This window comes from Streptomyces sp. NPDC047917, from assembly GCF_043204345.1.
Classification (GTDB): domain Bacteria; phylum Actinomycetota; class Actinomycetes; order Streptomycetales; family Streptomycetaceae; genus Streptomyces; species Streptomyces sanglieri.
The window spans coordinates 454,505-467,527 of record NZ_JBIDCA010000007.1 but is presented as its reverse complement, the minus strand read 5'-3'; the positions used below and the strand labels follow the sequence as shown (position 1 = coordinate 467,527).

Genomic DNA, 13,023 nt, shown 5'->3' with positions numbered 1-13,023 from the left:
TGCACTCGTCCACTCCGTGCCGCCATTCTCACCCGGTTTGGTCAGGAGTGGTTGTTCTCCATCTGACCAAACCGGTGGCTCGGAAGCGTCAGCCCTCGGGAGCAACTCCGCGTACCTCTTCGGTATGACACCGAGGTACCGGCCCCACCCCGTTCATCAGGGGGTGCCACTACGGGGCTCAGCCCGCGCGGTGCACCACCGCGTCGCACAGCTCGCACAGCGCGGACTTGGCGTAGCCCTCGGGCAGCGGTGTCAGCGTGGCGCGCGCCTCCTCCGCGTAGCGCACGGTGTCCCGCTTGGCCTGCTCCAGCGCCGGGTGGGCGCGCAGCCTGCGCAGCGCCTCGGCGTGCCGGGCGTCGTCGCTCAGGTCGCCGTCGAGCAGTGCGACGAGCTCCAGGTCGTCCGGCTTCCCCTCGGCCAGTGCCTGCGCCCGCAGGTGGAGCACGGGGAGCGTCGGGATGCCCTCGCGCAGGTCGGTGCCCGGGGTCTTGCCGGACTCGTGGGAGTCGGAGGCGATGTCGAGCACGTCGTCGGCGAGCTGGAAGGCGACGCCGAGCCGCTCCCCGTACTGGGTGAGGATGTCGACCGCGGTCTCGTCGGCGCCGGCCATCATCGCGCCGAACCGGCAGGCCACCGCGACCAGCGAGCCGGTCTTGCCGCGGAGCACCTCCAGGTAGTGCTCGACCGGGGCGACGCCCTCGGCCGGCCCCGCGGTCTCCAGGATCTGACCGGTGACCAGCCGCTCGAACGCCTCCGCCTGGATGCGCACGGCCTCCGGGCCGAGGTCGGCCAGTATGTGCGAGGCGCGGGCGAAGACGAAGTCGCCGGTCAGCACGGCCACCGAGTTGCCCCAGCGGCTGTTGGCGCTGTCCACGCCGCGGCGTACGTCCGCCTCGTCCATCACGTCGTCGTGGTAGAGCGTCGCGAGGTGCGTCAGCTCGACGACGACGGCCGCGGGCACGACGCCCGGCGCGTCCGGGTCGCCGAACTGGGCGGCCAGCATCGCCAGCAGCGGCCGGAATCGCTTGCCCCCGGCGCGTACGAGATGCTGCGCGGCCTCCGTGATGAAGGGCACGCCGCTCTTGGTCGCGTCGAGCAGCCCGGACTCGACAGCAGCCAACCCGGCCTGGACATCGGCCTCAAGTGCCTGGTCCCGTGCGCTCAGCCCGAACGGCTCGACGACGGTCACGAGGGGATCTCCTGTCTGCTGACGATCACACGGAATGTCGATGTGTCGCTGTCATCACTCAAGTCAGCGTATCCGGTCCCCTTTGGATCACCGTGGGCGCCTTCCCGCCACCGCCGGTATGTTCGGGATCAGCTCATACGATCAGGAGTTCTCCCTTTGTCCCACACGGCCACCGACACCGAACCGAGTCAGCCGCCACCCGAAGACGACCATGCGTTTTTCGGCCAGCCGCGGGGGCTGATGACCCTGTCCGGCCTGGAGGTCTGGGAACGGTTCTCGTTCCTCGGCATGCAGGCGATCCTGGTCCTCTACTTCGCCGACACCGTCGCGCACGGCGGCATGGGCATGGAGCCGGGCACCGCGGCCTCCGTCTCCGCCGCCTACGGCACCCTGGTCTACCTGGTCTCCGTCGCGGGCGGCTGGCTGGCCGACCGGATCCTCGGCTCCTACCGCGCCGTCCTGTACGGCGGAATCCTCATCGCCTGCGGGCACTACGCCATGGCGGTGCCCACCGACACCATGACGTGGGTCGGCCTCGGTCTGATCAGCGCCGGAACCGGTCTGCTCAAGCCCAATGTGGCCACCATGGTCGGCAAGCTCTACCGCACCGACGACGAGCGCCGCGACGCCGGCTTCGCCCTGTACTACATGGGCATCAACATCGGCGCGTTCCTCGGCCCGCTGGTCACCGGCTGGCTCGGCGACCACGCGAGCTGGCACTGGGGTTTCTCGGCCGCCGCCTTCGGCATGACGCTCGGTCTGATCCAGTACGTACTGGGCCGGCGTCACCTGGCCGGGCGAAAGCACAGCGCCGAATTCGCCCTCGCGCCCGCACCCATGCGCCGCGCCGTCCGGCTGATCGCCGCCGGCGCCGTCGTGGTCGCCGCCGTGGCCACCGCGCTGGCCCTGGCGGGCTGGCTGACCATGGACCGCTTCGTCGACCTGCTCACCCTGATCTCGGTGATCGCTCCGGTCGTCTACTTCGTGGTGATGTTCCGCAGCCCCCGGGTCACCTCGGAGGAACGCGGCAGGCTGCGCCCGTACGTGGTGCTGTTCCTGGCCTCCGTCGTCTTCAACTTCATCCTCTTCCAGGCGTACTCGACGATGATGCTGCTCGCGTCGACCAACGCCCGTACCGAGATCTTCGGCTTCCACTTCCCGGCGAGCTGGTACGCCTCCGCGCTCGGCGCCTTCGAGGTCGCGCTCGCCCCGGTGGTCGCCACCGTCTGGGCCCGGATGGGCCCGCGCCAGCCGCACGCCTCCAACAAGATCGCGATCGGGGTGATCCTCGGCGGTCTGTCCTTCCTGCTGATGGTGCTGCCGACCTCCGGGCACTCCGGCGACACCTACAAGATGGCCGCCTGGTGGATCGTCGGCTCGTACCTGCTGCTCGGTCTCGGCGACATCCTGCTGGAGACCTCCGGCATGTCCGCGACCACCAAGCTCGCCCCGAAGGCGTTCGCCAGCCAGACGATGGCGCTCTGGTTCCTCTCGCTGGCCCTCGCCAACGGCATCCAGGCCCAGGTCGTGAAGCTGTACGGCGAGGTCTCCAACCCCGCCTACTTCGGTGTCAATGGCGCGATCGCGGTGGTGGCCGGTGTGGCTGTCATCGCCGCCGCACCCTGGCTCAAGCGCACCATGCACCCCGTCCACTGAGGTACCCCCATGCACATCCGCACCGCATTCCCGTACGAAACCACCCATGAGGACGTCCGCATCCCGCTGCCGGACGGCACCCGGCTGTACGCCCGGATCTGGCGGCCCGTCACCGAGGAGCAGGTGCCCGCGCTCCTCGAATACCTGCCCTACCGGCTGAGCGACTGGACGGCGCCGCGGGACTGGCAGCGCCACCCCTGGTACGCGGGCCACGGCTATGCCTCCGTCCGGGTGGACGTGCGCGGACACGGCAACAGCGAGGGCCTTCCGGGTGACGAGTACGACGCGACGGAGCTGGCGGACGGCGTCGCCGTCGTCCACTGGCTGGCCCAGCAGGAGTGGTGTTCCGGCCGGGTCGGCATGTTCGGCATCTCCTGGGGCGGCTTCAACTCGCTCCAGATCGCCGCGCTGGCCCCGGAGCCGCTGAAGGCGGTCGTCACCGTCTGCTCGACCGACGACCGCTACGACAACGACGTCCACTACATGGGCGGCTCGGTGCTCGGCGTCGACATGCACGCCTGGGCGGCCACCATGCTCGCCTTCGTCTCCCGGCCGCCGGACCCGGCGCAGGTCGGCGACGGCTGGAAGGACATGTGGCTGGAGCGGCTGGAGGCCGTGGACCCCTTCATCCACACCTGGCTGGCGCACCAGACCCGCGACGACTACTGGAAGCACGGCAGCGTCTGCGAGGACTACTCCGCGATCCGGGCGAACGTCCTCGCGGTGGGCGGCTGGCACGACCCGTACCGCGACACCGTCCTGCGGCTGGTCGAGCACCTGGACCCCGGAAAGGTACGCGGACTGATCGGGCCGTGGTCGCACCAGTACCCTGACCGGGGTCTGCCGCCCGGGCCGTCGATCGGCTTCCTCCAGGAGACCCTGCGCTGGTGGGACCAGCACCTGAAGGACGAGGACACCGGGGTCATGGCCGAGCCGCTGCTGCGGGCCTGGATCAGCGGGTCGCACCGTCCAGCGACGGTGTACGAGACGCTGCCGGGCCGCTGGGCCGGCGAGAACAGCTGGCCGTCCCCGAACGTCGAGCCGGTCGCGTACGCCCTCGGCGGCGGCCCGCAGATCGTCGACTCGCCGCAGCAGACCGGGCTGGACGCCGGGCGGTTCTTCCCGTTCGGCAACGACGCCGACCTGCCGCCCGACCAGCGCGACGAGGACGCCAAGTCGGTCTGCTTCGAGTTCCCGGTCGAGGGCGCCCCGATCGAGATCCTGGGCCGCCCCCGGGTGAGGCTGCGGATCCGGATGGACGTGCCGCGCGGCCAGGCGATCGCCCGGCTCTGCGACGTCGCGCCGGACGGTTCCTCCACCCTGGTGACCCGGGGCGCGCTCAACCTGTCCGCCCGGGGCGGCCGCGACCGCGCGGAGGACTGGCCGGTGGGCGCCACCGAGGACGTGACCTTCGAGCTGAACGGCATCGGGCACACCTTCCCGCCCGGCCACCGGATCAGGCTCGCGGTCTCCTCCTCGTACTGGCCGTGGATCTGGCCGCAGGCCGGTTCGGTCGGCTTCACCCTGGACGCCGACGGCAGCCTCGTCGAACTGCCGGTGCGCCGGCCCGTCGAGGATCCGGCGATCCGGTTCGAGGAGCCGGAGCAGTCGGAGCCGCTCGGCGTCGTGTACCCGGTGACGCTCGACGAACAGCGCCCGGAGCGGCTGGTGGTCCGCGATGTCGCCAGGGGCGAGTGGCGGCTGGAGGTCGACCCGCGCTACGGCGGCACCCGCGTCTACCCGGACGGCCTCGAATTCACCGAGGACGCCCTGGAGACGTACACGATCCAGGAGGACGACCCGCTCTCCGCACGCACCCGCTCCGACTGGGCGATCCGGCTGCACCGGCCGGAGCTGGCGTGGGACGTACGGGTGGAGACCCGCTCGGAGATCGGTGCGGACGACACCGACTTCATCACCTCCAACGAGGTGGTCTGCAAGGAGGGCGGCGAGGTCGTCTTCCACCGCACCTGGGAGAAGCGGATCCCGCGCACGGCGGGCTGACAGCGCCCCTTCCGCGCCCACCGCCGTGCCCCGGCCACCGGGGCACGGCGGAACTTTCCGGGCATCACGGGCAGTTGGGGCTCTCCCGCGAGCAGGCGGTGCCGACGTAACGTGTCCCCCAAGCGACCTGGAAAGCGAGGCAGCAACACATGCCCGAGCAGAGCAGCCCGCTCGATCTGGCCGAGGGCGACCCCTTCGGTCCGCACAACCTTCCCTACGGAGTGTTCTCCACCCCCGATCACCCCGAGGACCGCCGGGTCGGCGTCCGCATCGGCAACCACGTACTGGACGCCGGAGCCGCGGCGCACGCGCTCGGTTCGCCCTACGCGCAGCTCCTCGCGCAGCCGGACCTCACCGCGCTGCTGTCGGCTGGCCGCACCGCCTGGCGGGACGTCCGGCGGGCGCTCACCGCGTGGGTGACGGTCCCGGGCCACCGCGCGGACATCGAACCCCTGCTGCACCCGGTCGACGCCGTGACGCTCCATCTGCCGTACGCGGTCGCGGACTACGTCGACTTCTACGCGAGCGAGAACCACGCCTCGAACGTCGGGAAGATCTTCCGTCCGGACGGCGAGGCGCTGACGCCCAACTGGAAGCACCTCCCGATCGGTTACCACGGCCGGTCCGGCACCGTCGTGGTCTCGGGCACGGACGTGGTGCGCCCGTCCGGGCAGCGCAAGGCGCCGGCCGACGCGGCCCCGGTCTTCGGCCCGTCCGTGAAGCTGGACATCGAGGCCGAGGTCGGCTTCGTCGTCGGCGTGGGCTCCGAGCAGGGCCGCCCGGTCCCGCTCACCGGCTTCCGCGACCACGTCTTCGGGCTCTGCCTGCTCAACGACTGGTCGGCGCGGGACATCCAGGCCTGGGAGTACGTGCCGCTCGGCCCGTTCCTCGGCAAGTCCTTCGCCACCTCCGTGTCGGCCTGGGTGACACCGCTGGAGGCCCTGGAGTCGGCCCGCGTCGCGCCCCCGGCCCGCGACTTCCCGCTGCTCCCCTATCTGGAGGACGCCGACGAGGACGAGGCCGGCGGCCTCGACCTGCGGATCTCCGTAGCGATCAACGGAGAGGTGGTCGCCGAGCCGCCGTTCGCCACCATGTACTGGACGGCGGCCCAGATGCTGGCCCAGATGACGGTGAACGGCGCTTCGCTGCGCACCGGCGATCTGTACGGCTCCGGCACGGTCAGCGGCGCCGGGCCCGGACAGCGCGGCTCCCTCCTGGAGCTGACCTGGAACGGCCGCGACCCGCTGGACCTCCCGGACGGCAAGCGCACCTTCCTGGAGGACGGCGACACGGTGACGATGACCGCCTGGGCGCCGGGGCCGGACGGCACCCGGGTCGGCCTCGGCGAGGTCACCGGACGGATCGTGCCCGCGTCATGACCGCGCCCGCCCCGGAACTCACGCTCCCCGAGGAGCTGCTGCTGCTCGCGCTGGATCCGCTGCGCGGCAAGCCGCACTGCGCCGGCCGATACCTGGAGTACGGGACGGCGGGTGCGACCCTGAGGGAGCTGGAGTTCCAGGGCCGGGTCACCGGACAGGGCGGCCGGACCCGGGTGGTCGGCCCGCCCGCGCCATCGGACCCGTTCCTCGCCCAGGTCCTGGGAAGCCTGTCGGACCCGGGCGTGGGCGGCTTCGCGGGTGGCGTCGACACGACGCACTGGATACGCCGGACCGCCCCGCACGTCGAGGAGTTGTGCCTGGAGCACCTGGTGCGCCGCTCGGTCCTGCGCAGGGAGACCCACCGCCTGCTCGGCCTGCTCCCCTACCACCGCCACCCGGCGGCGGACCCGGCCCTGACGCTCGCCGTCCGCGACCGCTTCACGGCCGCCGAGGCCGCCGGCTTCCCGGATCCGCGCAGCCGCGCCCTGGCCGCCCTGGTCTCGGCGATCGGCCTGTCGGGCACGGTGTCCCGGGGCGGCCTGCGGGACCGCTGGGCGATGCGCGGCCTGGTGGACCAGGACTGGGCCGCGGAAGCGGTGCACCGGAACGTCCGCCGGGACCGGGCGAACCGGAACCGCAGGATGCGATACAGCAGCGGAGGCGGGAGTTCCGGGGGCGACTGAGGGGAGCGGGTCAGCTTCGCAGGGGCGTTCACACGTTCGGGGGAGCCCTCTCCCGTTCCCGGCGGATACGCTGAAAAGTCCCACGAGACTCTGCGTCATGGGAGCACTGATGAGCGTCGAACCCGAGGCCCCCGAGCCGCGGTGGGCGGTTCCGCCCGTGGGCGGCTGGACCGCCGATGACCTGGACACACTCCCGAATCTGCCTCCGCACACGGAGCTGATCGACGGGAGCCTTGTTTTCGTGAGTCCGCAGACCCTCTTCCATTCACGGGCGGTCAGCTTCTTCGAATGGCAGTTGCAGTCGCTGGCACCGCGCGAACTCGAAGTCGTGCGCGAGTTCACCATCGACATCGACCGCTACAACCGGCCCGAGCCCGATGTGATCGTCGTGGACGGCGAGATCATCCAGGACGCGAGCCAGACCCGCTTCCCCGCCGCGTCCGTACAGCTGGCCATCGAGGTCGTCTCCCCGGAATCCCTCACCCGGGACCGGGAGACCAAGCCCGTGAAGTACGCGCGGGCGAGGATCCCGCACTACTGGCGGGTGGAGAACCACGACGGCCGGGCGGTGGTCTACGTCTTCGAGCTGGAGCCGTCGACCGGGGCCTACACCTCCACCGGGATCTTCCACGACCGGATGAAGGTCTCCGTCCCCTTCCCGGTCGATCTCGACCTCGCCGCGATCACCGCGCGCCGCCGGGCGGCGGACCCGCAGTAGGTCCGGCCGCCCGGTCCGCGCTCACTCGTACTCGGGCGGCTCCTCGTCCCAGCCGAACTCGGGGTCGGCTTCGGGGGCCACCGGAGCCGGTACGACTTTCAGGGCCCGGGTCGGGGCCGGCGGGGTCGGGGCCGGGGTCGGGGCCGGGGCTCCCGTCTCGCCGAGCGAAGCCAGCACCTCCAGTACTCCCTCCCCGTACGTCGCCAGCTTCTTCTCGCCCAGGCCGCTGATCCCGCCCAGCGCGGACACCGAGTCCGGCCGCGCCGTCGCGATCTCGCGCAGGGTCGCGTCGTGGAAGATGACGTACGCCGGGACGCCCTGCTCCTTCGCCTGGGCGCCCCGCCAGGCCCGCAGCGCCTCGAAGACCGGGACGGCCTCGGGAGCCAGCTCGGCGGCGGCCGCCTGCGACTTCGACTTGCGGTCGGCCTTCGTGGAACGCGAGGCGGGCTTCGGCGCCTCCTTGCGCAGCAGCACCTCGCGCTGCCGGCCGAGCACGGAGCCGCTCTCCTCGGTGAGCACCAGCGTGCCGTACTCGCCCTCGACCGCGATCAGTCCCTGGGCCAGCAACTGCCGTACGACGCCACGCCATTCGGCCTCGGCCAGCTCCTCGCCGATGCCGAAGACCGAGAGCTGGTCGTGGTCGAACTGGATGACCTTGGCCGTCTTGCGGCCGAGCAGGATGTCGATGATCTGGCCCGCGCCGAACTTCTGCCCGCGCTCCCGCTTCAGCCGCACCACGGTCGACAGCAGCTTCTGCGCGACCACCGTGCCGTCCCAGCTCTCGGGCGGGGTGAGGCAGGTGTCGCAGTTGCCGCAGTCCGCGGTGGTGGGCTCCTGGCCGAAGTACGTCAGGAGCTGGGCGCGGCGGCAGCGCACCGTCTCGCACAGGGCGAGCATCGAGTCCAGGTGGGAGGCGGCGCGGCGGCGGAACGCCTCGTCGCCCTCGCCGCCCTGGATCAGCTTGCGCTGCTGGACGACGTCCTGGAGGCCGTACGCCATCCAGGCCGTGGACGGCTGTCCGTCACGGCCGGCGCGGCCGGTCTCCTGGTAGTAGCCCTCGACGGACTTCGGCAGGTCGAGGTGGGCGACGAAGCGCACGTCGGGCTTGTCGATGCCCATGCCGAAGGCGATGGTCGCGACGACGACCAGGCCCTCCTCGCGCAGGAACCGGGACTGGTGGACGGCTCGCGTGCCCGCGTCGAGCCCCGCGTGGTACGGGACGGCCTCGATGCCGTTGCGGCAGAGGTACTCGGCGGTCTTCTCGGTCGAATTGCGCGAGAGGCAGTAGACGATGCCCGCGTCCCCGGCGTGCTCGTCCTTGAGGAAGGAGAGCAGCTGCTTCTTCGGGTCGGCCTTCGGCACGATCCGGTACTGGATGTTGGGCCGGTCGAAGCTGGCGACGAAGTGCTTGGCGTCGGGCATGCCCAGACGCTGGGTGATCTCCTGGTGCGTGGCGTCGGTCGCGGTCGCCGTCAGGGCGATGCGCGGCACCTCGGGCCAGCGCTCGCCGAGGACGGAGAGGGTCAGATAGTCCGGGCGGAAGTCGTGACCCCACTGGGCGACACAGTGCGCCTCGTCGATCGCGAAGACGGAGATCTCGCCGCGCGAGAGCAGCGCGAGCGTGGAGTCCAGGCGGAGCCGCTCCGGGGCCAGGTAGAGCAGGTCGAGCTCACCGGCGACGAACTGGGCCTCCATCGAGCGGCGCTCGTCGAAGTCCTGCGTGGAGTTGATGAAGCCGGCCCGCACACCGAGCGCCCGCAGCGCGTCCACCTGGTCCTGCATCAGGGCGATCAGAGGCGAGACGACGATGCCCGTACCCGCTCTGACCAGGGCGGGGATCTGGTAGCAGAGGGACTTGCCACCGCCGGTCGGCATGAGCACGACGGCGTCGCCGCCGGCCACCACATGGTCGACGATCGCTTCCTGCTCGCCGCGGAACGCGTCGTACCCGAATACCTTGTGCAGCGTCCGCCGTGCGTCGCTCTCGGTCACATCCATGGTCCCGCCCGTCGTGCCCATCGCTCTGTCCCCCGGGTCCGTCCCGCTCGGTCGTCCGTGTTGCCGCCGTCCCCTGCCACGATAGGCGCCGCGTACGACAACGCCGGACGGGCTTGACTTCTCAAGCCCGTCCGGCGGCGGTCGCTGTTGTGCGGGAGTGCGCTACCTCACGAAGACTCCCGCCTGGCTCGCCAGGTCCAGGAAGTACTGCGGGGCCAGGCCCAGCACCAGCGTGACCGCGACTCCCACCGCGATCGTCGTCATCGTCAGCGGGGACGGGACGGCGACCGTGGGGCCGTCCGCCTTCGGCTCGCTGAAGAACATCAGCACGATGACCCGGATGTAGAAGAACGCGGCGATCGCCGAGGAGATCACACCGACCACGACCAGTCCGCCCGCGCCGCCGTCCGCCGCCGCCTTGAACACGGCGAACTTTCCGGAGAACCCGGAGGTGAGCGGGATGCCGGCGAAGGCCAGCAGGAACACCGCGAAGACCGCGGCGACCAGCGGAGAGCGCCGGCCGAGCCCGGCCCACTTCGACAGGTGCGTCGCCTCGCCGCCCGCGTCGCGGACCAGGGTGACGACGGCGAACGCGCCGACCGTCACGAAGGAGTACGCGCCGAGGTAGAAGAGGACCGACGAGATGCCGTCCGGGGTCGTGGCGATCACACCGGCGAGGATGAATCCGGCGTGGGCGATCGAGGAGTAGGCCAGCAGCCGCTTGATGTCGGTCTGGGTGATGGCGACGATCGCACCGCCCAGCATCGTGACGATCGCGACGGCCCACATGACCGGACGCCAGTCCCAGGCGAGGCCCGGCAGCACCACGTACAGCAGGCGCAGCAGCGCGCCGAACGCGGCGACCTTGGTGGCCGCGGCCATGAAGCCGGTGACCGGGGTCGGGGCGCCCTGGTAGACGTCCGGGGTCCACATGTGGAACGGGACGGCGCCGACCTTGAAGAGCAGCCCGGTCAGGATCATCGCGCCGCCGATCAGCAGCAGCGCGTCGTTGCCCATGGTGTCGGCGAGCGCGGGGTCGATCTTGGTGACGGCGCCGTCGACCACGTCGGCGATGGCCGCGTACGAGACGGAGCCCGCGTACCCGTAGAGCAGGGCGATCCCGAAGAGCAGGAACGCCGAGGAGAACGCGCCGAGCAGGAAGTACTTCACCGCGGCCTCCTGCGACATCAGCCGCTTGCGGCGGGCGACGGCGCACAGGAGGTAGAGCGGGAGGGAGAAGACCTCCAGGGCCACGAAGAGCGTCAGCAGATCGTTGGCCGCGGGGAAGACCAGCATCCCGGCCACCGAGAAGAGGACCAGCGGGAAGACCTCGGTGGTGGTGAATCCGGCCTTGACCGCGGCCTTCTCGCTGTCGCTGCCGGGGACCGAGGCGGCCTGGGCGGCGAAGGAGTCCACGTGGTTGCCGTGCGCGGCGGGGTCGAGCCGCCGCTCGGCGAAGGTGAAGACGGCGACCAGCGAGGTCAGCAGGATGGTGCCCTGCAGGAAGAGCGTCGGCCCGTCGATCGCGATGGCGCCCATCGCGGCGATGTGCGCCTTCGTCGTGCCGTACCCGCCGGCCGCCAGTCCGACGACCGCGGCGAACGCGGCGGCCAGGGCGACGACCGCGAGGAAGACCTGCGTGTAATAGCGGGCCCGGCGCGGCACGAAGGCCTCGACGAGTACGCCCACGACGGCGACACCGATCACAATGAGGACCGGGGTCAGCTGGGTGTACTCGATGACCGGGGCCTTGAACTTCTCGACCGGGGCGGCCGATGTCACCCCGCCCGCCGTCGTCCACAGGCTGTGGACAGCTGTTGCGCTCACTTGGCGGCCTCCACCTCAGGCTGGGGGTCCTTCTTCTGGACGTCCGACATGGTGTGCTGCACCGCCGGGTTGACGATCTCCGTCAGCGGCTTCGGATAGACACCCAGGAAGAGCAGCAGCGCGATCAGCGGCAGGACCACCACCAGCTCCCGGACCTTGAGGTCCGCCATGCCCTGGACCTCGGCCTTCACCGGGCCGGTCATCGTCCGCTGGTAGAGGACGAGGACGTAGAGCGCGGCGAGCACGATGCCGGTCGTGGCGACGATGCCCGCCGCCGGGTAGGCACTGAACGCGCCGACCAGGACCAGGAACTCACTGACGAACGGGGCGAGTCCGGGCAGCGACAGGGTGGCCAGCCCACCGATCAGGAAGGTGCCGGCGAGAATCGGCGCCACCTTCTGCACCCCGCCGTAGTCGGCGATGAGCCGCGAACCGCGCCGGGTGATCAGGAAGCCCGCCACCAGCATCAGCGCGGCGGTCGAGATCCCGTGGTTGACCATGTAGAGCGTGGCGCCGGACTGGCCCTGGCTGGTCATCGCGAAGATGCCCAGGATGATGAAGCCGAAGTGCGAGATCGACGCGTAGGCGATCAGGCGCTTGATGTCGCGCTGGCCGACGGCGAGCAGCGCCCCGTACACGATGCTGATCAGCGCGAGGACGATGATCACCGGCGTCGCCCACTTGCTGGCCTCCGGGAAGAGCTGGAGGCAGAAGCGGAGCATCGCGAAGGTGCCGACCTTGTCGACGACCGCGGTGATCAGGACGGCGACCGGGGAGGTCGCCTCACCCATCGCGTTGGGCAGCCAGGTGTGCAGCGGCCACAGCGGGGCCTTCACCGCGAAGGCGAAGAAGAACCCGAGGAAGAGCCAGCGTTCGGTTCCGGTCGCCATGGAGAGCGAGCCGTTGGCGCGGGCCTCGGCGATCTCGGAGAGCGAGAACGTCCCCGCGACCACATAGAGCCCGATCACGGCGGCCAGCATGATGAGGCCGCCGACCAGGTTGTAGAGCAGGAACTTCACCGCGGCGTAGGAGCGTTGCGCCGCCGCGTTCTCGTCGCTGCCGGTGTGCGCCCGGTCCCCGAAGCCGCCGATGAGGAAGTACATCGGGATGAGCATGGCTTCGAAGAGGATGTAGAAGAGGAAGACGTCGGTGGCCTCGAAGGAGAGGATCACCATCGCTTCGACCATCAGGATCAGGGCGAAGAAGCCCTGGGTGGGGCGCCAGCGCGAGGACTTGGTCTCCAGGGGGTCGGCGTCGTGCCAGCCCGCCAGGATGACGAAGGGGATCAGCAGGGCGGTGAGCGCCATGAGCGCCACCCCGATGCCGTCCACGCCCAGTTCGTACCGGACGCCGAAGTCCTTGATCCAGGCGTGCGATTCGGTGAGCTGGTAGCGGTCGCCGCCGGGCTCGAAGCGGGCGAGCGCGATGCCCGCCAGGACGAGGGTGGCCAGCGAGAAGACCAGTGCCAGCCATTTGGCGGTGGTGCGCCGGGCGGCCGGGACGGCGGCGGTGGCGACCGCGCCGATCGCCGGGAGCGCCGCCGTCGCTGTCAGGAGGGGAAAGGACATG

General features: G+C 70.8%; 9 protein-coding genes. 5 read left to right on the top strand and 4 right to left on the bottom strand.

Annotated features, from left to right (window positions below; translation table 11 throughout):
- Nucleotides 1-178: 178 nt before the first annotated feature.
- On the bottom strand, nucleotides 179-1,189 hold the full coding sequence (locus ACGF8B_RS20000) for a polyprenyl synthetase family protein (RefSeq protein ID WP_392740064.1): 1,011 nt from the start codon (nucleotides 1,187-1,189) through the stop codon (nucleotides 179-181).
- A gap of 156 nt (nucleotides 1,190-1,345) precedes the next feature.
- On the opposite strand from ACGF8B_RS20000, the gene ACGF8B_RS19995 reads away from it, so the two are divergent.
- The 5 genes from ACGF8B_RS19995 to ACGF8B_RS19975 all read left to right on the top strand — a co-directional run bounded on the left by ACGF8B_RS19995 (nucleotide 1,346) and on the right by ACGF8B_RS19975 (nucleotide 7,629).
- Nucleotides 1,346-2,845, top strand: coding sequence for a peptide MFS transporter (locus ACGF8B_RS19995; RefSeq protein ID WP_392740062.1), 1,500 nt, complete (start codon nucleotides 1,346-1,348; stop codon nucleotides 2,843-2,845).
- Nucleotides 2,846-2,854: 9 nt separating this feature from the next.
- Nucleotides 2,855-4,849 carry a CocE/NonD family hydrolase gene (locus tag ACGF8B_RS19990; protein ID WP_392740060.1) on the top strand — a complete coding sequence of 665 codons (1,995 nt, stop codon included), beginning with the start codon at nucleotides 2,855-2,857 and terminating at the stop codon, nucleotides 4,847-4,849.
- Between the two features lie 149 nt (nucleotides 4,850-4,998).
- Nucleotides 4,999-6,228, top strand: coding sequence for a fumarylacetoacetase (fahA, locus tag ACGF8B_RS19985; RefSeq protein WP_392740058.1), 1,230 nt, complete (start codon nucleotides 4,999-5,001; stop codon nucleotides 6,226-6,228).
- Nucleotides 6,225-6,911 (top strand): GPP34 family phosphoprotein, encoded by a 687-nt coding sequence (locus ACGF8B_RS19980; protein ID WP_392740056.1) that lies wholly within the window; start codon nucleotides 6,225-6,227, stop codon nucleotides 6,909-6,911. The genes fahA and ACGF8B_RS19980 overlap by 4 nt, the downstream gene beginning before the upstream one ends.
- A 109-nt stretch (nucleotides 6,912-7,020) precedes the next feature.
- The gene (locus tag ACGF8B_RS19975; protein ID WP_392740158.1) at nucleotides 7,021-7,629 is read left to right on the top strand and encodes a Uma2 family endonuclease; all 609 of its coding nucleotides are present in this window, start codon (nucleotides 7,021-7,023) and stop codon (nucleotides 7,627-7,629) included.
- 21 nt (nucleotides 7,630-7,650) lie between these two features.
- Here ACGF8B_RS19975 and recQ read toward each other — a convergent pair whose 3' ends face one another.
- The 3 genes from recQ to ACGF8B_RS19960 form a co-directional block, all read right to left on the bottom strand.
- A complete protein-coding gene (recQ, locus tag ACGF8B_RS19970) occupies nucleotides 7,651-9,648 on the bottom strand; it encodes a DNA helicase RecQ (RefSeq protein ID WP_392740053.1) in 1,998 nt (665 codons plus the stop codon).
- Nucleotides 9,649-9,789: 141 nt separating this feature from the next.
- Entirely contained in the window at nucleotides 9,790-11,454 is a 1,665-nt protein-coding gene (gene nuoN, locus ACGF8B_RS19965; RefSeq protein ID WP_392740051.1) for an NADH-quinone oxidoreductase subunit NuoN, read from the bottom strand.
- A complete protein-coding gene (locus ACGF8B_RS19960) occupies nucleotides 11,451-13,022 on the bottom strand; it encodes an NADH-quinone oxidoreductase subunit M (RefSeq protein ID WP_384752784.1) in 1,572 nt (523 codons plus the stop codon). Before ACGF8B_RS19960 ends, nuoN begins: the two co-directional genes overlap by 4 nt.
- Nucleotide 13,023 lies beyond the last annotated feature (1 nt).